This window comes from Micromonospora sp. WMMD729, assembly GCF_049315225.1.
Lineage (GTDB): Bacteria > Actinomycetota > Actinomycetes > Mycobacteriales > Micromonosporaceae > Micromonospora.
Window position 1 is genome coordinate 2050089 of record NZ_CP186059.1, and the last position, 18279, is coordinate 2068367.

At 72.2% G+C, this 18279-nt stretch carries 20 protein-coding genes; 11 read left to right on the forward strand and 9 right to left on the reverse strand.

All coding sequences use genetic code 11. The features are described from left to right. Window positions 1-5: 5 nt before the first annotated feature. Genes ACN263_RS09370 through ACN263_RS09385 form a run of 4 tightly spaced genes read left to right on the forward strand, consistent with a single transcriptional unit; the run spans window position 6 to window position 4034 of the window. A complete protein-coding gene (locus ACN263_RS09370; protein ID WP_422739416.1) occupies window positions 6-1052 on the forward strand; it encodes a FecCD family ABC transporter permease in 1047 nt (348 codons plus the stop codon). Next, entirely contained in the window at window positions 1049-2137 is a 1089-nt protein-coding gene (locus tag ACN263_RS09375; RefSeq protein WP_422739417.1) for a FecCD family ABC transporter permease, read from the forward strand. Before ACN263_RS09370 ends, ACN263_RS09375 begins: the two co-directional genes overlap by 4 nt. Before the next feature lie 20 nt (window positions 2138-2157). Next, window positions 2158-3087: an ABC transporter ATP-binding protein gene (locus tag ACN263_RS09380; protein WP_422739418.1), complete on the forward strand. Its 930-nt coding sequence runs from the start codon at window positions 2158-2160 to the stop codon at window positions 3085-3087. Then, window positions 3087-4034, forward strand: a complete 948-nt coding sequence (locus tag ACN263_RS09385) for an ABC transporter substrate-binding protein (protein ID WP_422739419.1) — start codon at window positions 3087-3089, stop codon at window positions 4032-4034. The genes ACN263_RS09380 and ACN263_RS09385 overlap by 1 nt, the downstream gene beginning before the upstream one ends. A gap of 130 nt (window positions 4035-4164) precedes the next feature. Here the strand turns inward: ACN263_RS09385 and ACN263_RS09390 are convergent, their stop codons facing one another. Both ACN263_RS09390 and ACN263_RS09395 read right to left on the reverse strand, forming a co-directional pair. Next, a complete protein-coding gene (locus ACN263_RS09390; RefSeq protein ID WP_422739420.1) occupies window positions 4165-5058 on the reverse strand; it encodes an endonuclease domain-containing protein in 894 nt (297 codons plus the stop codon). Between the two features lie 214 nt (window positions 5059-5272). Then, entirely contained in the window at window positions 5273-5917 is a 645-nt protein-coding gene (locus ACN263_RS09395) for a hypothetical protein (RefSeq protein ID WP_422739421.1), read from the reverse strand. Between the two features lie 214 nt (window positions 5918-6131). Between ACN263_RS09395 and ACN263_RS09400 the strand changes: the two genes are divergently transcribed. Further along, window positions 6132-6797, forward strand: coding sequence for a class I SAM-dependent methyltransferase (locus ACN263_RS09400; RefSeq protein WP_422739422.1), 666 nt, complete (start codon window positions 6132-6134; stop codon window positions 6795-6797). Between the two features lie 107 nt (window positions 6798-6904). Here ACN263_RS09400 and ACN263_RS09405 read toward each other — a convergent pair whose 3' ends face one another. Continuing rightward, window positions 6905-9418: a DEAD/DEAH box helicase gene (locus tag ACN263_RS09405; RefSeq protein ID WP_422739423.1), complete on the reverse strand. Its 2514-nt coding sequence runs from the start codon at window positions 9416-9418 to the stop codon at window positions 6905-6907. A gap of 74 nt (window positions 9419-9492) precedes the next feature. Beyond that, window positions 9493-10194, reverse strand: coding sequence for a tRNA (guanosine(46)-N7)-methyltransferase TrmB (gene trmB / locus ACN263_RS09410; RefSeq protein WP_422739424.1), 702 nt, complete (start codon window positions 10192-10194; stop codon window positions 9493-9495). Between the two features lie 130 nt (window positions 10195-10324). Between trmB and ACN263_RS09415 the strand changes: the two genes are divergently transcribed. Further along, window positions 10325-11068, forward strand: coding sequence for a hypothetical protein (locus ACN263_RS09415; RefSeq protein WP_422740648.1), 744 nt, complete (start codon window positions 10325-10327; stop codon window positions 11066-11068). Between the two features lie 259 nt (window positions 11069-11327). Continuing rightward, window positions 11328-11993, forward strand: a complete 666-nt coding sequence (locus tag ACN263_RS09420) for a class F sortase (RefSeq protein WP_422739425.1) — start codon at window positions 11328-11330, stop codon at window positions 11991-11993. A gap of 91 nt (window positions 11994-12084) precedes the next feature. On the opposite strand, the gene ACN263_RS09425 is transcribed toward ACN263_RS09420, so the two are convergent. Continuing rightward, window positions 12085-12324, reverse strand: a complete 240-nt coding sequence (locus ACN263_RS09425; RefSeq protein ID WP_422739426.1) for a GntR family transcriptional regulator — start codon at window positions 12322-12324, stop codon at window positions 12085-12087. Window positions 12325-12507: 183 nt separating this feature from the next. Here ACN263_RS09425 and ACN263_RS09430 point away from each other — a divergent pair, with 183 nt between their 5' ends. Then, window positions 12508-12711 (forward strand): hypothetical protein, encoded by a 204-nt coding sequence (locus tag ACN263_RS09430; protein ID WP_422739427.1) that lies wholly within the window; start codon window positions 12508-12510, stop codon window positions 12709-12711. A gap of 153 nt (window positions 12712-12864) precedes the next feature. Here ACN263_RS09430 and ACN263_RS09435 read toward each other — a convergent pair whose 3' ends face one another. The 3 genes from ACN263_RS09435 to ACN263_RS09445 all read right to left on the reverse strand — a co-directional run bounded on the left by ACN263_RS09435 (window position 12865) and on the right by ACN263_RS09445 (window position 14990). Then, window positions 12865-13182 (reverse strand): antibiotic biosynthesis monooxygenase family protein, encoded by a 318-nt coding sequence (locus ACN263_RS09435; protein ID WP_422739428.1) that lies wholly within the window; start codon window positions 13180-13182, stop codon window positions 12865-12867. Between the two features lie 28 nt (window positions 13183-13210). Next, window positions 13211-14008, reverse strand: coding sequence for an exodeoxyribonuclease III (locus ACN263_RS09440; protein WP_422739429.1), 798 nt, complete (start codon window positions 14006-14008; stop codon window positions 13211-13213). A 61-nt stretch (window positions 14009-14069) separates the two neighbouring features. After that, entirely contained in the window at window positions 14070-14990 is a 921-nt protein-coding gene (locus tag ACN263_RS09445) for a proteasome assembly chaperone family protein (RefSeq protein WP_422739430.1), read from the reverse strand. Between the two features lie 401 nt (window positions 14991-15391). On the opposite strand from ACN263_RS09445, the gene ACN263_RS09450 reads away from it, so the two are divergent. The 3 genes from ACN263_RS09450 (at window position 15392) to ACN263_RS09460 (ending at window position 17295) form a co-directional block, all read left to right on the forward strand. After that, window positions 15392-16240, forward strand: a complete 849-nt coding sequence (locus ACN263_RS09450; protein WP_422739431.1) for a peptidase M23 — start codon at window positions 15392-15394, stop codon at window positions 16238-16240. Between the two features lie 106 nt (window positions 16241-16346). Beyond that, window positions 16347-16493, forward strand: a complete 147-nt coding sequence (locus ACN263_RS09455; RefSeq protein WP_355237852.1) for a hypothetical protein — start codon at window positions 16347-16349, stop codon at window positions 16491-16493. A 46-nt stretch (window positions 16494-16539) separates the two neighbouring features. After that, complete coding sequence (locus ACN263_RS09460) at window positions 16540-17295, forward strand: EcsC family protein (protein WP_422739432.1); 756 nt, start codon at window positions 16540-16542, stop codon at window positions 17293-17295. Window positions 17296-17316: 21 nt separating this feature from the next. Here the strand turns inward: ACN263_RS09460 and ACN263_RS09465 are convergent, their stop codons facing one another. Next, on the reverse strand, window positions 17317-18168 hold the full coding sequence (locus tag ACN263_RS09465) for a GDSL-type esterase/lipase family protein (protein WP_422739433.1): 852 nt from the start codon (window positions 18166-18168) through the stop codon (window positions 17317-17319). Between the last annotated feature and the right edge of the window lie 111 nt (window positions 18169-18279).

The following is an 18279-nucleotide window of genomic DNA, read 5'->3' on the forward strand; positions in this document are numbered from 1 at the left end:
GTCTCGTGACCACCCTCGTCGCCCGGCCGACACCGGCCCGCAGCCGGTCCGGTGCCCGTACCGGCCGACGGGTCGCCGTCACCGTCGGGGCTGCGCTGGTGCTGCTGCTCGCCGTCCTGGCCAGCTTCGCGCTGGGCAGCCGGCCACTCGGAGTCGGCGCGGTCTGGCACGCGCTCGTCGCGCCGGACGGCAGCGACGCGAGCACCATCGTCCGGGAACTGCGCATGCCCCGTACCGCGCTCGGCCTGGCCGTCGGGCTCGCGCTCGCCGTGGCCGGCGTGCTGTTCCAGGCGCTCACCCGCAACCCGCTCGCCGAGCCGCGCATCCTCGGCATCAGCGCCGGCGCGTCATTCGGCGTGGTGCTCGCCATCTCCGTCTTCGGCATCGGCACGCTCGCCGGGTACGTCTGGTTCGGCATCGCCGGCGCGCTCGCCGCCGGCCTGCTGGTCTTCGCCATCGCCAGCCGGGCCCGCGAGGGCGCGAGCCCGGTCACCCTCGCGCTGGTCGGCGCGGCGCTCGACGCCAGCCTCGCCTCCGGGGTGTACGCGCTGCTCAGCATCGACGCCCGCACGTTCGAGGAGTACCGCTTCTGGGTGGTGGGCGGACTGGCCGGCCGGGATCTCGGCGTCACCGCCCAGGTGGTGCCGTTCGTCCTCGCCGGGCTGCTGCTCGCCGCCCTGGTGGCCCGGGGCCTGGACGCGCTCGCCCTCGGCGACGACGTGGCCCGCGGCCTGGGCCACCGCATCGGCCTGGTCCGCCTCGGCGGTGGAATCGCCGCCGTACTGCTCACCGGTGCCGCGGTGGCCGCCGCCGGCCCGGTCGCCTTCGTCGGGCTGGCCGTGCCGCACCTCGCCCGCGCCCTGGTCGGCGCGGACCACCGCTGGACCCTCGCCGTCTCCGCCCTGCTCGGGCCCGCGCTGCTGCTCGGCGCCGACGTGGTCGGCCGACTCGTCGCCCCGCCCGGCGAGATCCCGGCCGGGATCGTCACCGCCCTGGTCGGCGCGCCGCTGCTCGCCGTGCTGGTCCGCCGCGCCCGGGTGGTGACCGCGTGACCCGCGTCGGGCTGTCGGTCTCCATGCCCGCCGACTCGACCGCTGGCGGCACGTCCCGGCTGCCCGGGCGGTCGCTGCTGCGGATCGGTCCGGTCAGCCTGCTGATCCGCCGCCGCGCGACGCTGGTGGCCGCCGTACTGACCGTGCTGCTCCTGCTGGCCGTCGTGCTCAGCCTGTCGCTGGGCACCCCGTACGTCGCCCCGGCCGACGTGCTGCGGGCGCTCTCCGGCGCGGGCACCCCGTACGACCTCGTGGTCTTTGATCTTCGCTTGCCCCGGATCGTGCTGGCGGCGGTGGCCGGCGCGGCCTTCGGCGTGGCCGGCACGCTGATCCAGAGCGTGGCCCGTAACCCGCTCGCCAGCCCGGACGTCATCGGCATCACCCAGGGCGCCGGCCTCGCCGCGACCGTGGCGTTGACCAGCGGCGCGGCGGCGGTGCTGGTGGCACCCAGCGCGCTGGTCGGCGGCCTGCTGGCGGCGCTGCTGCTGTTCGCCCTCGGCGCGCGGCACGGTCTGGCCGCACAACGGTTCGTGCTCGCCGGGGTGGCGGTCGCGTTCGCCTTCCGGGCGCTGACCGAGGTGGTCATGCTCACCGCCGATCCGATCGACGGCCTGCGGGCGCAGATCTGGCTGATCGGCACCCTCGCCGGCAAGGGCTGGACCGAGGCCGCCTGGATCGCCGGCACCCTCGCGGTGCTGCTGCCCGTGCTCGCCTGGGCCGGCTGGGCGCTGAACAGCACCGCCCTCGACGACGACACCGCCCGGGGCGTCGGGCTACGCCCGGTGGCCCGCCGGATCGGGCTCGCCGGCACCGGCGTGCTCGTCGCCGCGATGGTCACCGCGCAGGTCGGGGCCGTCGACTTCGTGGCGCTTGTCGCACCGCAACTCGCCCGGCGGCTGGTCCGCGCCGAACGCCCCCCGCTGGTCTGCGCCGCACTGCTCGGCGCGCTGCTGCTGGTCCTCGCCGACCTGGCCGGCCGCCGACTGTTCGCGCCCACCCAACTGCCGGCGGGCGTGCTGACCGCCGCGATCGGCGGCCCGTACCTGATCTTCCTGTTGCTTCGTGGACGGCGGCGGTCGTCGTGACGCCTGCAAGGAGTCGAGTGATGCTCTCCACCCGCGACCTGGTCGTCGGCTACGACGAGCGGACCGTGCTCGACGGTCTCACCCTGGACCTGCCCACCGACGCGTTCACCGTGATCGTCGGCCCCAACGCGTGCGGCAAGTCCACCCTGCTGCGCACGATGGCCCGGCTGCTCACCCCGCGCCAGGGCACCGTCCTGCTGGACGGCACCGCCATCCGTGACCTGCCCACCCGCGACGTGGCCCGCCGGCTCGGCGTGCTGCCGCAGAGCCCGCTGGTGCCCGAGGGCGTCACCGTGGCCGACCTGGTCGGCCGCGGCCGACAGCCGTACCAGCGGTGGTGGCGGCAGTGGTCCTCGTCCGACGCCGCGGCGGTCGACGAGGCGATGCGGCTGGCCGACGTCGCCGACCTGGCCGACCGGCCGGTGGACAGCCTCTCCGGTGGTCAGCGGCAACGGGTGTGGATCGCGATGACCCTTGCCCAGGACACCGAGGCGCTGCTGCTGGACGAGCCGACCACCTTCCTCGACCTGGCCCACCAGGTGGAGGTGCTGGACCTGCTGCACCGGCTCCGCGTCGAGCGCGGCCGCACGGTGGTCGCCGTGCTGCACGACCTCAACCAGGCCGCCCGTTACGCCGACCATCTGGTCGCCATGCGCGCCGGCGCGGTGGTCGCCGCCGGCCCACCCCGGGAGATCCTCACCGCCGAGCTGGTCCGGGACGTCTTCGGGCTGGCCTGCGTCGTCGTACCCTGCCCGGTGACCGGCGCTCCCCTGGTGGTGCCCGCACACACCGGCGGCCCGGCCCTCCCCGCCGCCGGTGCTGCTGGCGTGGGCGGCTCGGCTGCCGCTGCCGATCCCGATTCGTCGACGACGTCCGTACCGGACGCCCGATCCGCCGACGGCGACGCGGCCAACCCGCTCGCCGGCACGTACCCCTCGAAAGGACTCTGATGCGTCGTCTCGTCGCCGCTCTCGCCGCGGCCGTCGCCCTCGGGGCCGGCCTCACCGCCTGCGGTGAGAGCGACCCGGTCGCCGGCTCCGCCACCGGGGAGACCCGGGAGATCACCCACGCCATGGGCACCACCAAGGTTCCGGCCGAACCCAAGCGCGTCGTCGTGCTCGACACCGACAAGATCGATACCGCGCTCTCGTTGGGCATCACGCCGGTCGGCGCGGCCACCGCGGGCGAGGCCAAGAGTTGGCCCACGTACTTCGGCGCGGACAAGCTCGCCGGCATCAAGGAGGTCGGCGTGCTCACCGAGCCCGACCTGGAGGCGATCAACGCCCTCAAGCCGGACCTGATCCTCGGCAGCAAGTTCCGCCAGGAGAAGTTCTACGACGAACTGGCCGCCATCGCGCCGACCGTGTTCACCGACAAGGTGGGCATCACCTGGAAGGAGAACTTCCTCCTCGACGGCAAGGCACTCGGCCGCGAGCAGCAGGCCAAGGACCTGCTCGGCGCGTACGAGAAGCGGGCCAAGGACTTCGGCGCGACCCTCGGCGACCCCGCCGCCCGCAAGGTGTCCATCGTCCGGTTCATCCCGGGCAACATCCGGGTGTACGGCCCGGACTCCTTCTCCGGCATCGTCGTCGGCGACACCGGTCTGGGCCGCCCCGAGCGGCAGTTGCTCGCCAACAAGGAGGACAAGCGCTTCGACCTGGTCAGCCCCGAGCGGATCAACGAGGTCGACGCTGACGTCATCTTCGTGACCGCGTACGGCGACAAGGCCGCCGCCGAGCAGGCCAAGGTGGCCGGTGGCACCCTCTGGAAGGGTCTCGGCGCGGTCAAGGGCGGCAAGGCGTACCCGGTCTCCGACGAGGTCTGGATGACCGGCATCGGCGTCGGCGCCGCCAACAAGATCCTCGACGACCTGGCCACGTACATCCCCGCCACCTGACCCCACCTGCCCCGCCGGGTGCCTGAAGATCCGCGCAAGTTCGGGGAAACTGCTGCCTCGCCCGCCAACGAAGCAGCAAGATCCCTGAAGTTGCGCGGATCTTGGCGTTGGAAGGCGGTGGACCTGGGCGTCAGCGGGAGCGGGAGCGCAGGGCGCGACGGAGTTCGTCGAGGAAGCCGTCGAAGTCCTCGCGGAATCGCTTCGCGGTGACGTGCAGCACGATCCAGTCCTCCCCGATCAGGCGGTTGAGGCGGCGTCGGTCGCGGTGGAACTGCTCCGGATCGTCGTGCCACAGTCCGTCGTACTCGACGGCGACCTTCAGGTGTGGCCACGCCAGGTCGAGACGGGCCACGAACCTTCCGTCCCGCTCGACCACGAACTGGGTGACCGGCGTCGGCACCCCGGCGAGCACGATCCGCACGCGAAGTCGGGACTCCGGTGCCGACTCCGCCCCCGCGTCTGCCAGGTCAGCGACCCGCACCATGCGCTTCCAGCCTCGGTCGCCGACCCGCTCTCTGGCCTCTGCCCGCAGCGGTGCGAGCGTCACCAGATGCAGGTGGGCGAGCCGATCCACGATCGCGACGGCCTCCTCCGTCGGCAGCCACTGGGCCAGATCCCAACAGGTACGCGTCGGCGTGGTCACCGGGATGCCGCGCCGTAGCGTGACGTCGGCCCCGTCGATCGCGCCAGCATGGACGACGAATCCAGACACCGGTCCGAAGCGCTGGCCGCTGGGCACGAGGACATCGACTGGCTCGTTGCCGGCGACCGACGTTGCGCAGTAGAGCGCTGCTGCGCTGCGCCCGGCGATCACCACACCCGGGGGTAGCACCAGTTGGGCCGCTGCGGCACAACGAGCGCGGTGGGTGACCTCCAGCCGGGCATCGGCGTAGACGTCGCGAAAGAGCGGCCGCCACGCCGAGCTGCGCAGTTCCGAAGGGGTGAGCAAACCGTCCGCGACGGCGCGGGAACCGCGAAAGACGCGCCCCTGCAACCGTGCCGGACGCCGTGGAGAAGCAGGCATGGAGACACCCTGCCGGCCGGCCACGCCCGCCGACAGCCCCTGTGGATAACCCTCACGCAGGATCAGACGCACCAAGATCCGCGCAACTTCAGTGTTCTTGCTGCTTCCCGATCGCGGGAGGCAGCAGTACCCCTGAAACTGCGCGGATCTTGACGACGACGACGGCGCGACGACGACGGCGCGACGGCGGCGACGGCGGTGGGGGTGGGTTCGGTTAGGCGGCGGTGGACCAGATGGCGCGGAAGGCGGCGGCTTCGCCGGCCAGCCAGCGTTCGATCTGCTCGGGCTTGGCGTCGGTGGGCATGCGGTGGGCCTGACCGCGCCGGACGTCGACCAGGACGGGCTCGGCGTGCGGGAGGACCGCGTCCATGTGGCGGGCCATCAGGTGCAGCGTGGCGAGCACCGATTCCTCGCTGGGTGGCGCCTCGTCGAAGTGCAGCCGGATCGCGTCGGCGTGGCCGTCGGCGTGGCGTACCCCGAAGTGGGGGTTGATCTTCACGGGTAGGTCGCCGAGCATTGCCAGCGCGTCGCGGGTCTGGGCCAGGTCGAGGGTTGCGGGGTCGCCGAGGGAGTGCAGCCACGCCGTGGCACCGGGCACCAGCGCCTGGTAGAGCGGGCGCCAGCGCGGCTTGACGACGTCGACCACCCCGGCCAGGTGGGTGCCGCCGGTGTGGAAGGCGATGTCGGCCTTGAGCGCCTTGACGAACTGGCCGTGCGGGTTGAAGCCGGAGCGGCTGGCGCGCTGCTTACGCAGACCGCCCACGAAGGTCGCCTTGGTGGGGCCGGTGCGGTCGACGTAGCGGGTGAAGCCGAGCAGGGTGGTGTAGGGCGTCAGGGGCGTGGAGGTGGGCGCGGTCACGGGCGTCCTCCCAGTCGTAATCCTGCAGGTCAGGATCTTTATTAGTACATACATTCTAATCGACGGGCCTGACATTGCCCAGCGAAAACGGCTGCCGCCGCCACCCATCGCGCTGCGGCCGCAGGCGCGCGACGCGGACCTCCTGCTCGTCCGGCTCGCCGCCGCCGCGTGAGCCGACATCGATGACAGTCGCACGCGTGAAATGATCAGGACCATGTCGGAGCTGAACAATCAGCGGCATTTCTGGGAGACCGCCGGCGCGGCGAAGACCTTCACTCATCCGATCGACTTCGCATGGCTCTCCCGGCTGCCGTCCACGGCTCGGATCATCGACTACGGCTGCGGCTACGGGCGGATCACCGGGCTGGCGCAGCAACACGGCTTCGCCGATGTCGAAGGCGTCGACACATCCGTCCGCCTCATCGACAGAGCCCGTCAACGTCATCCCACACTCAGCTTCCGAGTGCTAACAGACCCGCCCGCGCTGCCCTATCCGGATGCCAGCGTCGACGCGGTGCTTCTCTTCGCCGTTCTCACGTGTGTTCCGACCGATGTTGGGCAGCAGCAGCTCATCACCGAGCTCACCCGGGTACTCCGACCGGGCGGGCTGCTCTACGTGAGCGACCTGCTCCTGCAGACCGACCAGCGCAACCAGGCTCGATACCGACAGCACGCCGAAACCTACGGAAACTACGGCGTCTTCGAGACGGACGACGGTGCGATCTGCCGGCACCACACTGCCGATCGGCTGCGGAACCTGCTGCTCGACGGCTTCACCATCCACACCACCCGTCAGATCACCGTCGAGACGATGAACGCCAATTCGGCGACTGCGCTGCAGATCCTGGCCGCGAAGACCCGTCCGAGCCGAATCGTCTGAGTCCTGGCCGACGGCCCCGGCGATGGGTGCCGTCCGTGGACGGGGCACCGACGACGCGGCAGAGGGGGCACCCGGTATTCCGGACGCCCCCTTCGTCGCGGCGACCGCTAGAGCTGGCCGACGTCGGTGATCCGGACGACCGCCGCGCCGACCTCGTCCGAGGCGACGAGGTCGATCTCGGCGCTGATGCCCCAGTCGTGGTCGCCGTCCGGGTCGTCGAAGATCTGCCGGACGGTCCACTTCTCCCGGCCCTGTTCGATCATGAGCAGCGCCGGGCCGCGGGCGTCCGGACCCACCCCGATCGAGTCGTACGCCTCGAAGTACGGCGTCAGGGCGTCGGCCCACGCGTCGTAGTCCCAGCCGTCGGCGGCGTCCAGCTCGGCGAGCAGGTCCCAGCGGCGCAGCGCGGCCAACTCCACCCGGCGGAACAGCGCGTTGCGCACCAGCACCCGGAACGCGCGCGCGTTGCGGGTGACGGCCGGCGGCCGGTCGCTCAGCGAGGCGTGCGCCTGGGCCACCTCGGCCACGTCGGACGGGTTGCGCAGCCGCTCCCACTCGTCGATGAGGCTGGAGTCGACCTGGCGGACCAGCTCACCCAGCCACTCGATGAGGTCGATCAGCTCCTCGGTCTTGGCGTCCTCGGGCACGGTCTGGCGCAGCGTCTTGTACGCGTCGGCGAGGTAGCGCAGGACCAGGCCCTCCGACCGGGTCAGTCCGTAGAACTGCACGTACTCGGTGAAGGTCATGGCCCGCTCGTACATGTCGCGGACGACGGCCTTGGGGGAGAGCTGGTGGTCGGCGACCCAGGGGTGACCCTGCCGGTACATCTCGTACGCGGCCTCCAGCAGCTCGGCGAGCGGCTTGGGGTGGGTCACCTCGTCGAGCAGTTCGAGGCGGGCCTCGTACTCGATGCCCTCGGCCTTCATCGCGGCGACCGCCTCGCCGCGTGCCTTGAACTGTTGGGCGGACAGGATCTGGCGGGGGTCGTCGAGGATCGACTCGATCACGCTCAGCACGTCGAGGGCGTACGACGGGGATTCGGCGTCGAGCAGCTCGATGGCGGCCAGGGCGAGCGGGGAGAGGGGCTGGTTGAGGGCGAAGTCGAGCTGGAGGTCGACGGTGAGCCGGACCCGCCGGCCGGTCTCGTCCGGCTCGGGCAGTTCCTCGACGACCCCGCCGGCCCGGAGTGCCCGGTAGATGGCGATGGCCCGGCGGATGTGCCGGCGCTGCGCGGCGGGTTCCTCGTGGTTGTCGGTGAGCAGGTGCCGCATCGCCGCGAACGCGTCACCGGGTCGGCCGATCACGTTGAGCAGCATCGAGTGGCTGACCTGGAAGCTGGAGGTCAGCGGCTCGGGCTCGGCCTCCACGAGGCGGTCGAAGGTGGGTTGGCCCCAGCCGATCGAGCCCTCCGGCGGCTTCTTGCGGACGACCTTGCGGCGCTTCTTCGGGTCGTCGCCGGCCTTTGCCAGGGCCTTCTCGTTGTCGATGACGTGTTCGGGGGCCTGCACGACGACCCGGCCGATGGTGTCGTATCCGGCCCGGCCGGCCCGTCCGGCGATCTGGTGGAACTCGCGGGCCTTGAGCAGGCGGGTACGGACGCCGTCGTACTTGCTGAGGCCGGTGAACAGCACCGTGCGGATCGGGACGTTGATGCCGACGCCGAGCGTGTCGGTGCCGCAGATGACCTTGAGCAGGCCGGCCTGGGCGAGGGTCTCGACCAGGCGGCGGTACTTGGGCAGCATGCCGGCGTGGTGCACGCCGATGCCGTGCCGGACCAGTCGGGACAGCGTCTTGCCGAAGCCGGAGGTGAACCGGAAGCCGCCGATCGCCTGCGCGATCATGTCCTTCTCGGCGCGGGTGCAGACGTTGACGCTCATCAGCGCCTGGGCCCGTTCCAGCGCGGCGGCCTGGGTGAAGTGGACGACGTACACCGGGGCCTGTTTGGTCTCCAGCAGCTCTTCGAGGGTCTCGTGCAGCGGCGTCATCGCGTACGAGAAGATGAGCGGGACCGGCCGCTCGGCCGAGCGCACGACGGCGGTGGGCCGGCCGGTGCGCCGGGTCAGGTCGTCGACGAAACGGGTGGTGTCCCCCAGGGTGGCGGACATCAGGACGAACTGCGCCTGCGGCAGCTCGATGATCGGCACCTGCCAGGCCCAGCCCCGGTCGGGCTCGGCGTAGAAGTGGAACTCGTCCATGATCACCTGGCCGACGTCGGCGCGGTCGCCCTCGCGCAGCGCCAGGTTGGCCAGGATCTCGGCGGTGCAGCAGATGATCGGGGCGTCGGCGTTGACGCTGGCGTCGCCGGTGAGCATGCCGACGTTCTCGGCGCCGAAGACCTCGCAGAGGGCGAAGAACTTCTCCGACACCAGTGCCTTGATGGGCGCGGTGTAGAACGTCGTCCGGTTGTCGGCCAGGGCCGCGAAGTGCGCGGCGATCGCCACCAGGCTCTTACCCGAGCCGGTGGGCGTGTTCATGATCAGGTTGGCGCCGGAGACGATCTCGATGACCGCCTCCTCCTGGTGGGGGTAGAGGTCGAGGCCGCGCTCCTTCGCCCAGCCGGCGAACGCGTCGAAGAGGGTGTCGGGGTCGGCGCTTCTCGGCAGCGCGGCGGTGAGCGTCATAGCGTGTCCCATGGTGCCTGGATCATGCCCTCCGGCGCCAACCGGCTCGCGTTTGCGCGCCGCCGGAAGATCAGTCAGCGCCGCCGGAAGATCAGGTCGGCGACCGGACGGCCCGCCGTGATCGCTCGCCGCTCGAACTTGGTCACCGGGCGGTGCGCCGGACGGGGCGCGAATCCGCCGTACGTGTCGACCAGCTCCGGGTCCGCGTCCAGGGTCTCCCGCATCGCCTCGGCGTACTCGGCCCAGTCGGTGGCGCAGTGCAGCACACCGCCGGGGGTCAGCCGGGAGCGCAGCAGCGCCACGTGCGCCGGCTGAATGATCCGCCGCTTGTGGTGCCGGGCCTTCGGCCACGGGTCGGGGAAGAACACGTGCACGGCGGCCAGGGCGCCCTCCGGCAAGCCGTTGACCAGCTCCAACGCGTCACCCCGGGCTACCCGCACATTGCGCAGGTCAGCGCGGTGCACCAGGTCGAGCAGGTTCGCGATTCCCGGCGTGTGCACCTCGACCGCCAGATAATCTCGGTCCGGGTCGGCGGCGGCCATCGCGGCCGTGCTGTCGCCCATGCCCGAGCCGATCTCCAGCACCACCGGGGCCCGGCGGCCGAAGAGGGCGGCCAGGTCGACCGACGCGCCCGACACGTCCAGGCCGTAGGAGGACCAGAGCCGGTCCAACGCGTCGGTCTGCCGGCTGGTCATCCGCCCCCGACGGGGGTGGAAGGTGCGGATCGTCCGGCCGGTGGGCGGGACGGTGGCGGGGTCAGGCTCGGTGATGGTCACAGCGACCCGAGCGTACGCGAGATCGTCGGCGGATCGGATGTGATGTGCGACCGGGAATGAGAGGATCCGATTGGTACGGCAGGCCGGGCGGTCCGCTGCCCGGCGCGGTCCGACGGCGTCGAGAGGGGGCATCGTGAGAGTGACCCGCGGCGGCGTGCTCCTGTCGGTGGCGACCATGCTCGCCTTCCCCCTGCTGACCGCCGTTCCCGCGCTCGCCGCCCCGGCAACGCTCGCCACGCCGCCGGCTGCCGCTGCCGTCCCCGCCGGGCCGTCCGACCCCCTGTCGACCGCTTCCGACTGGCCGCTCGATCCGCTGTCGGCCGTCGCCGCACCCGCGGGGTCTCTCGACGTCCGGGCGGTTGCCGCGCCTGCGCCGCTCGACGTCCTGCCGGCCGCCGCGCCCGCGCCGCAGCCCGGTGGCGTGCCGGGTGGCGCGCCGCAGCCCGGTCCCGTGGACATCTTCGTCGAGGTGAGCCCCAGCACGGTGCAGCCCGGCTACCTGGTCGGCATCCGGGCCAGTTGCCGGGACAACTCGGTCGGCGCCACCGTCGTCTCGGACGCGTTCGGCGCGGTCGGCGTGCAACCGCAGCACGGCGTGCTCACCGCCGCGCCGATGGTGCGCGAGCGCACCCGTCCCGGCAACTACCGGGTCAAGCTGGAGTGCCGCGACGGGGAGACCGCGTCGACCATGCTGCAGGTGGTCAAGAAGGTCCCGTCCCCGCATCCCAGTCGAGGGCCGGCGACCGGCTTCGGTGGCACCGCCGGCGGTACGGCCGGCAAACTGCTGCTGCCCGGCGGTGCCGCCTTCACGGTCGCCGGGCTTGTCCTCGCCGTGGTGGCGCTGCGCCGGCCCCGACGCGTCGCGAGCCGCTGAGCCCGCCATGGAGATCTTCCGCCCCACGCCGCCGCCGGTTGGCTCCCGCCCGTCCACGGGCTCGCGCCCGCCCGCCGGCGCGTGGCTGCCCGGCGATGCCCACCCACCCGGCGACACCCGCCCACCCGCTGTCGCGCGCCCGTCCGGCGATGCCCGGCAATCCGCTGCTGCCCGGCAGGCCGGCAATTCGCTCCCGTCCGTTGGCGCGAAGCCCTCGCCGCCGTCCCGCGCATCGCGGGTCTCGGCCGAGCGTCCGGCGGTGGCCGGCCGTCCGCCGACCGCCGTCGCTCCGCGCCGCAGCCGGCCGACCGGCCGCAGCCCCTGGCCGGTGCCGCTGGCCGTGGTGCTGGTGCTGGTGGGCGTCTTCGCGACCGGCGCGGGACTGGGCCGCTCGGTCGGCCCGTTCGACCTGGCCCCTACCGGCGGCGACCGTCCGGCCCGCAGCGAGACGGTCGGGCTGTCGGCGAGCCGCCCGGTGCGCCTCAGCGTCCCGGCGATCAAGGTCTCCGCGCCGGTGGCGCCGGTCGGGCAGGCCCGGGACGGGACGATCGCCGTACCGCCGCTGGAGAAGCAGAACGAGACCGGCTGGTACGACCGGGGGCCGACACCGGGTGAGCCGGGTCCCGCCGTCATCGTCGGGCACGTGGACACCAAGAGTGGCCCGTCGGTCTTCTACGACCTGGGCAAGCTGAAGCCCGGTGACCTGATCGAGGTCGTCCGGGCGGACCGGTCGACGGTGGTGTTCAAGGTCGACACGGTCGAGCGCTTCCCGAAGGACCAACTCCCCGCCGAGCGCATCTACGGGCACGACGGGCCGGCCGGGCTCCGGCTCATCACCTGCGGTGGCCAGTTCATCGGCGGTCGCACCGGCTACGAGGACAACGTGATCGCGTTCGCCACCCTGCAGTCGTCCCGCAAGCCGTGACCTGCGGTTGATCCACACGAGGTCGCCGACATCGGGGTGTCCCGGTGGCCCGGACACCCCCACGTCGCCGAAACCGAGTCGATCATCCGCTCTATTCGGTTGGCACCTCAGGTTCACCCTTGACGTAGATGCCTTTACCTTGCTTGCCGACCACCAGGCCGCGATCGTGCAGAAGTCCGAAAGCGCGATTCACCGTTGCAGGTGAGACATGCCGGGCGTCGGCGAGCTCCGCAGTGGACGGCAGCTTGTCACCAGGCTTCAGCTCGCCCGAGCGAATCATGCGCTGGATGTCGTCTGCGATCTGGCGGTACTCGGCTTGCTCATACGGCATGACTTAAGTCTAGGCGGTCACGAACCACAAGATCACACATAAGTCAAGCTCTGACTTAGGTCAAAGTCTGACATAAGCTGGACGCGTCAAGGCAGCAACCGAAGGAAGCGGGAATCGTGCCGTATCACGGTAAGCAGCCGCTCGTGACCAGGGCTCAGTCGTACCGGTCGAACGGGGGTCGCGGTGCCGATCGATGAACCGATCTCCAAGGCGACCGAGTTGTTCATCGCTGCCAAGGTCTTGGACGCCCACTGGTCTCGGGCACTTGACCAGCCGTGGCGGGTGGGCGGTTGCCTGGAGTGCCACGGTCGCAACGACTGTCCACAGCTCGACTGGGCGATCGAGTTGACCGCGGAAGTCGCCTCAGTCATGTTTCAGAAGCGGTGACTCGCCGTGCCGGGGTCCGGTCAAGACCGTGCTCGAACCAGGATGTAGTGGCCTCGCGCCGCATGGAGGGGACTACATCCAGGATCGAGCGCGATCAAGGTGCGGGCCCGCCCGCCTTGACGCGCTCAACGCGCCAGAACCGCCCGACCCTGCTCAGGGCTGGGGTACGTGTAAGGCCACCTCGAACTCCAGCAGGGTCGCGCCGCTGGACACCGGCGGGCGGGGCGTCTCGCCGGGGGCGGTGGCGTGGGCGGCCCGGGCCGAGCCCGAAGCCCACGCCTGGTACGCCTCCTCGCTCTCCCACCTCGTGTAGACGAAGTAGCGGGTCTCGCCGGCCACCGGGCGGAGCAGTTCGAAGCCGAGGAAGCCGGGGGAGCCCTCCACCGCGCCCGCCCGCGCCGCGAACCGCTTCTCCAACTCGGGGCCGGCGCCCGGCGGAACCTCGATAGCGTTGATCTTCACGACTGCCATGTGTCCACCCTAGGGCCTGTGCCGGCGGTCAGAACGTCTCGACGGCGGGCACCAGGTCCGCGTCGATGACGATCGGCGCGTGGTCGGAGGGGCCCTTGCCCTTGCGGGCCTCCCGGTCGACGTACGCCGAGCGGACCGCCCGGCTGAACGGCGCGGAGGCGTACACCAGGTCGATCCGCATCCCCTTGTTCTGGTGGAACATTCCGGCGCGGTAGTCCCAGTAGGTGAACGGGTGCGGCCCCTTCATGGGCGTCGGCACCACGTCGTTGAGGCCGAGGTCGCGCAGCGCGGCGAGGGCGGCCCGCTCGGCCGGGGTGACGTGCGTGGAGTGGGTGAACACCGCCGGGTCCCAGACGTCGGCGTCGGTCGGCGCGACGTTGAAGTCACCGCAGACCGCCAGCGGCAGGCCACCGGCCAGCTCGGCCTCCAGCGCGTCGCGCAGCGCCGCGAACCAGGCCAGTTTGTACGCGTAATGCGGGTCGTCGGGTGTGCGCCCGTTGGGGACGTACACCGACCAGACCCGCACCCCGTCGCAGCTGGCGGAGATGGCCCGGGCCTCCGGCTCCGGGAAGCCCGGCTCGCCCGCGAAGCCGACGCGGACGTCGTCGAGCCCGACCCGGGACAGGATCGCGACCCCGTTCCAGCGGCCGTCGCTGTGGCTGGCCACCGTGTAGCCCAGCTCGCCCACCTCGGCCACCGGGAACGCGCCGTCCGGGCACTTCGTCTCCTGCAGGCAGACGACGTCGGGCCCGGTGCCGGCGAGCCACTCCAGCAGCCGGGGGAGCCGGGCCTTCACCGAGTTCACGTTCCAGGTCGCCAGGCGCATACGTCCACCCTGCCGTATCCGAGGCCGCGACGCCGCCTCAGCCAGGTGCCGTGTCGCCGGGTCAGCTCCCGGGAGTGTCGCCCGGCCGGGTCTGTTCGGCCAGGAACCGTTCCAGTTCCGCGCCGAGTTCGTCGGCGGTGGGCAGCGGACCGGCGTCCGGGGCGAGCAGGCTCCGCTCACCGCGACCCCGGGCGAACGCGTCGTACTGCTCCTCCAGGGCCTGGACCAGTGCGGCGGCGTCCTCGGTCTGGACGACCTGCCGGTCGATCTCCACCCGGACCACCTCGGCGGCCGAGCGCAGGCCGTCGCCGGGCAGCAGCAGCCCGGTGCTGCGGGACACGGCGCTCAGCAGCACCTCGGCGGCGGCCGGGTACTCGGTCTGCGCCACGTAGTGCGGCACGTGGGCGGCGAAGCCGAGCGCGTCGCGGCCCTGCTGCCCGAGGCGGAACTCCAGCAGGTGCCCGACGCTGCCGGGCACCTGGACCCGTTGCAGCCACGGCTCGTACCCGCTGATCAGCTCGGGGCGGGTGGCGTGGGCGGTCACCCCGGTCGGCCGGGTGTGCGGCACCGCCATCGGGATCGAGTTGAGCCCGACGGTGAGCCGTACGTCCAGCCGGGCGGCGAGCCCCGCGACGGCGGCGGTGAACCGCTCCCACTGCAGGTCCGGCTCGGGGCCGGTGAGCAGCAGGAACGGCGTCTCGTCGTCGTCGTGCAGCAGGTGTAGTTCCAGCTTCGGCGCGTCGAAGCTCTCCCAGTGGTCCTCGTTGAAGGTCATCACCGGTCGGCGGGAGCGGTAGTCGAAGAGCTGGTCCACGTCGAAGGTGGCGATCGGCCGACCCTCGAGCGAGGTGAGCAGTTGCTCGCGGGCCAGCCGGCTGGCGTTGCCGGCGTCCACGAACCCGGTGAGGGCCTGAATCAGGACCGGCTGCCCGAGGTCGGGCAGATCGTCGGTGAGCTGGTAGAGCTCGTGTGGGTCGAGCACCGGTGCGGACCTCCCTGGAATGTGCCTGTTCGGGCGCCGTCGCGACGGACAGCACCCGGTTCGGGCAACGTACCCGCCATCCTGGTGCATTCCTGCGTCGGGCGATCCGTCGCCCGCCCGGTGGGCACGATCGGACGAACCACCCGATTACGTCGATCGGCCGATGGGCGGTTCGGCCCAAAGGCCGAGTTTGTCGATCATGTCGGGTCGCGCGGACCGATGTCCGTCTCTGTCCGCGTCCGTGGCGGCCTGCGCGGCGGGCCGCTTTCCCGAGGTACGCGAGGTTCGTTCCCCGTCCGGGTCGACCGCCCTCGCTCGTCCACCCCGGGGGCCCGATTGTGTGGCGATGACCACGTGATCACCGTACGTGATCGGGGTTTTGACCTGCCTAGCCTCGGCTGATGCGTGACGACGGCACCCTCGACGACCCGTACGCCCCGAGCAGCCCCACTGCCGAAACGGAGGAAGGCACCTCAGCCGAACGGACAACCGCCGCGAGTCGGCTTCGGGCGTACGCCCGCGACCTGAGCGGTCGACGCCGCGCCCAGGTGGCGCTCGCCACCGGCGTGGTCTGCTGCCTCGGACTGGCCGCCGCCGCGCAGGTCCGGGACCAGGACGCCGGCGCGCAGTCGCGGCAGAAGACCGCCGGCGTGGAACTGGCCGAGCGTGCCGAGCAGCAGGCGGCGTCCCGCGGGCTCGACCGCACGGCAGCCCCGTCCGCCACCCCGTCGTCGTCCGCGACCCCCGCCGACCCGGACGCCACCCCCCGTGCGCGCACGGTCGTCCCGGCCAAGCCGACCCGCCCGGCGCCGGTCGCCGGCCTGGACCGGGCCCAGATGCGGAACGCCGAGGCGATCGTCCGGACCGGCCGCACCATGGGCGTCCCGCGCCGTGGCCTGGTCATCGCGGTGGCGACCGCCATGCAGGAGAGCAACCTCTACAACGTGGCCAGCGGCGTCCTGCCGGAGTCGCAGGACTACCCGCACCAGGGCGTCGGCTGGGATCACGACTCGGTCGGGCTGTTCCAGCAGCGGTCCAGCAGCGGCTGGGGTCCGGTGGGCCGGTTGATGGACCCGGAATTCGCGACCCGACAGTTCCTCACGGCGCTCGAACAGGTGCCCGGCTGGCAGCAGATGCGGCTCACCGACGCCGCGCAGGCGGTGCAGGTCTCCGCGTACCCGGAGCACTACCAGCAGCACGAATGGCGGGCCACCCGGGTCGTCGACGCCATCCTGCCGGCCGGGCGGTAGCCTACCGACCACTATGGACGGTGAGGGTTGAGCCTGTCGCGTCCCGGGTACATCCGTTGCGGGTTCGGGGTACACATGACTGAGGGATCACCGACAGGAGGACGTTATGTCTCTGATGCAGCGGATCAGCACCTTCCTGAGATCGCCAAAGGGTCAGCAACTGGTGGACCGGGGTCGGCGCGAGCTGGCCAAGCCGGAGAACCAGCAGAAGCTCAAGGGGTTGGCCACCCGCCTGTCGAACCGCCGTCGCTGACCGCCCCACCGGCCGTCCTGCCCGTACCCACCCCTGGGGAGACCCGGTGACCGACACCCCGCCCGCCGGCGGTCAATCCGCCGCGCCCACCCCCGAGTCGTCCGCCGGCCTGCCGGCCGCGCCGGCGGCCACGCCCGAAGGTCCGCCGGCCCGGCTGTGGGACCGGATGCGTGACGATCCGCAGTACGCCCCGGAGCACCTCGCCCTGGAGGCGGTGCGTCGACTCGGGCCGGAGGCCGCGCAGTGGGCCGCCCGGGCCCGCACCGAGCACCCCGGCGTCTCCTCCGAGGTCCTGGCCGACCAGGCGGTCCGCAAGTTCGTCAACCTGGCCCGGCTGTCCGGGGCGGTCTCCGGCGCGGCCGGGCTGCCCGGCGCGGTCCTCGACGTCGGCGTGCTGGCCTGGACCCAGGCGCGGATGGTCCTGCACATCGCGGCCGCCTACGACGTCGACCCGCTGCACAGCGACCGGGCCACCGATCTGCTCGTGCTCCAGCGGGTGCACAAGGTCGCCGAGAGCGCTCGTCTGGCGCTCGGGGTGGCCGCCGGCCGGGAACGCGCCGACGCGCTCTTCGGCCTGGGCGGTCAGCGTCCGCTGGGCCGGGTCATGGTGCAGCTCGGCGTCCGGCTCGCCCAGATGGCCGGCGTACGGGCGGCCAAACGACTCGTCGCCAAGATCGTCCCGGGGGCGTCGATCGTGCTCGGCACCTGGGCCAACTCGTCCGCCACCAAGGACCTGGCCGTGCGCTCCCGCGCGCTCTACGGTCGCCGGGGCACCGCCGTTCCGGAGCCCCGCCACCCCTGATCCTTCCCCGGTGGGGTGGACTCAGTCGGCCAGCCCGGACGCGCGCCAGGTCACCTCGGCCAGCCGGTCCTGGCCGCTGGCGTTGGGGTGGAACCAGTCCAGCGGGTTGAGCAGGTCCAGGGTGAAGCGGACCCGGTGCGCCGCGCCGCCGTCGTGCCGGCAGCGCGAGCCGTACGCCCGGCAGGCCGCCACCAACTGCACGTTGTACGCGTCGATCCGCTCCCGGACGGCGGCCCGGCGGGACTTGTCGGCGGGCGCGTTCGACGTCGCGTTGGCCAGCAGCGCCGGGCAGATGCCCCGCTTCCACGCGCGCGTCGCCCGCCCGTCGGTGTGCCCGACCTCCCAGAGCCGGTACAGGTCGGGGATGCTCACCATCAGCACCCGGGCCTTCGGTCGGCCGGTGCGCAGCGTCCGCAGCCCGCGGTCGACGTCGGCGCGGAACGTGGTCACCGGGGTCATCGCGTCCACGCCGCCCCGGCAGATGTCGTTGGCCCCGATCAGCACGGTGACGTAGTCGGCGCGGTCGCGTACGGCTGCGTGGGCCTGGCCTTCGAGGGCGTCGGCGCGGGCGCCGGGGCGCGCGTGGTTGTACGCCCGGCCGCGGATCGCGGAATCCTGGTCGAGCAGCCGCCGGTAGTGGCTGTCCACCCGCAGGCCGTCCCCGGTGGACCAGGAGTTGCGCTCGCAGGAGGTGAGGACCAGACACGAGGCGAAGCCGGTGCTGATCGAGTCGCCGAGGGCGGCGATGCCGCCGGGGCCGCCGGACGACGGCGTGCTCTTCGTGGGGCGCGGTGCCGCCGACGTGCCACCCTCGCAGGCCAGCGCCACCAGCGCGGCGAGGCAGGCCAGGGCGGCGATCCAGCGTCGAGGCATGACATCCCCTGTCTCGCAGCGCAGAGCGACGGCGCGGTAACTCTATGCGCTGGACCGGGTCGGGCGGGAAGTCGCTGTCGGGTATGCGGCGAAGGTGCCTCGGATCTGCCG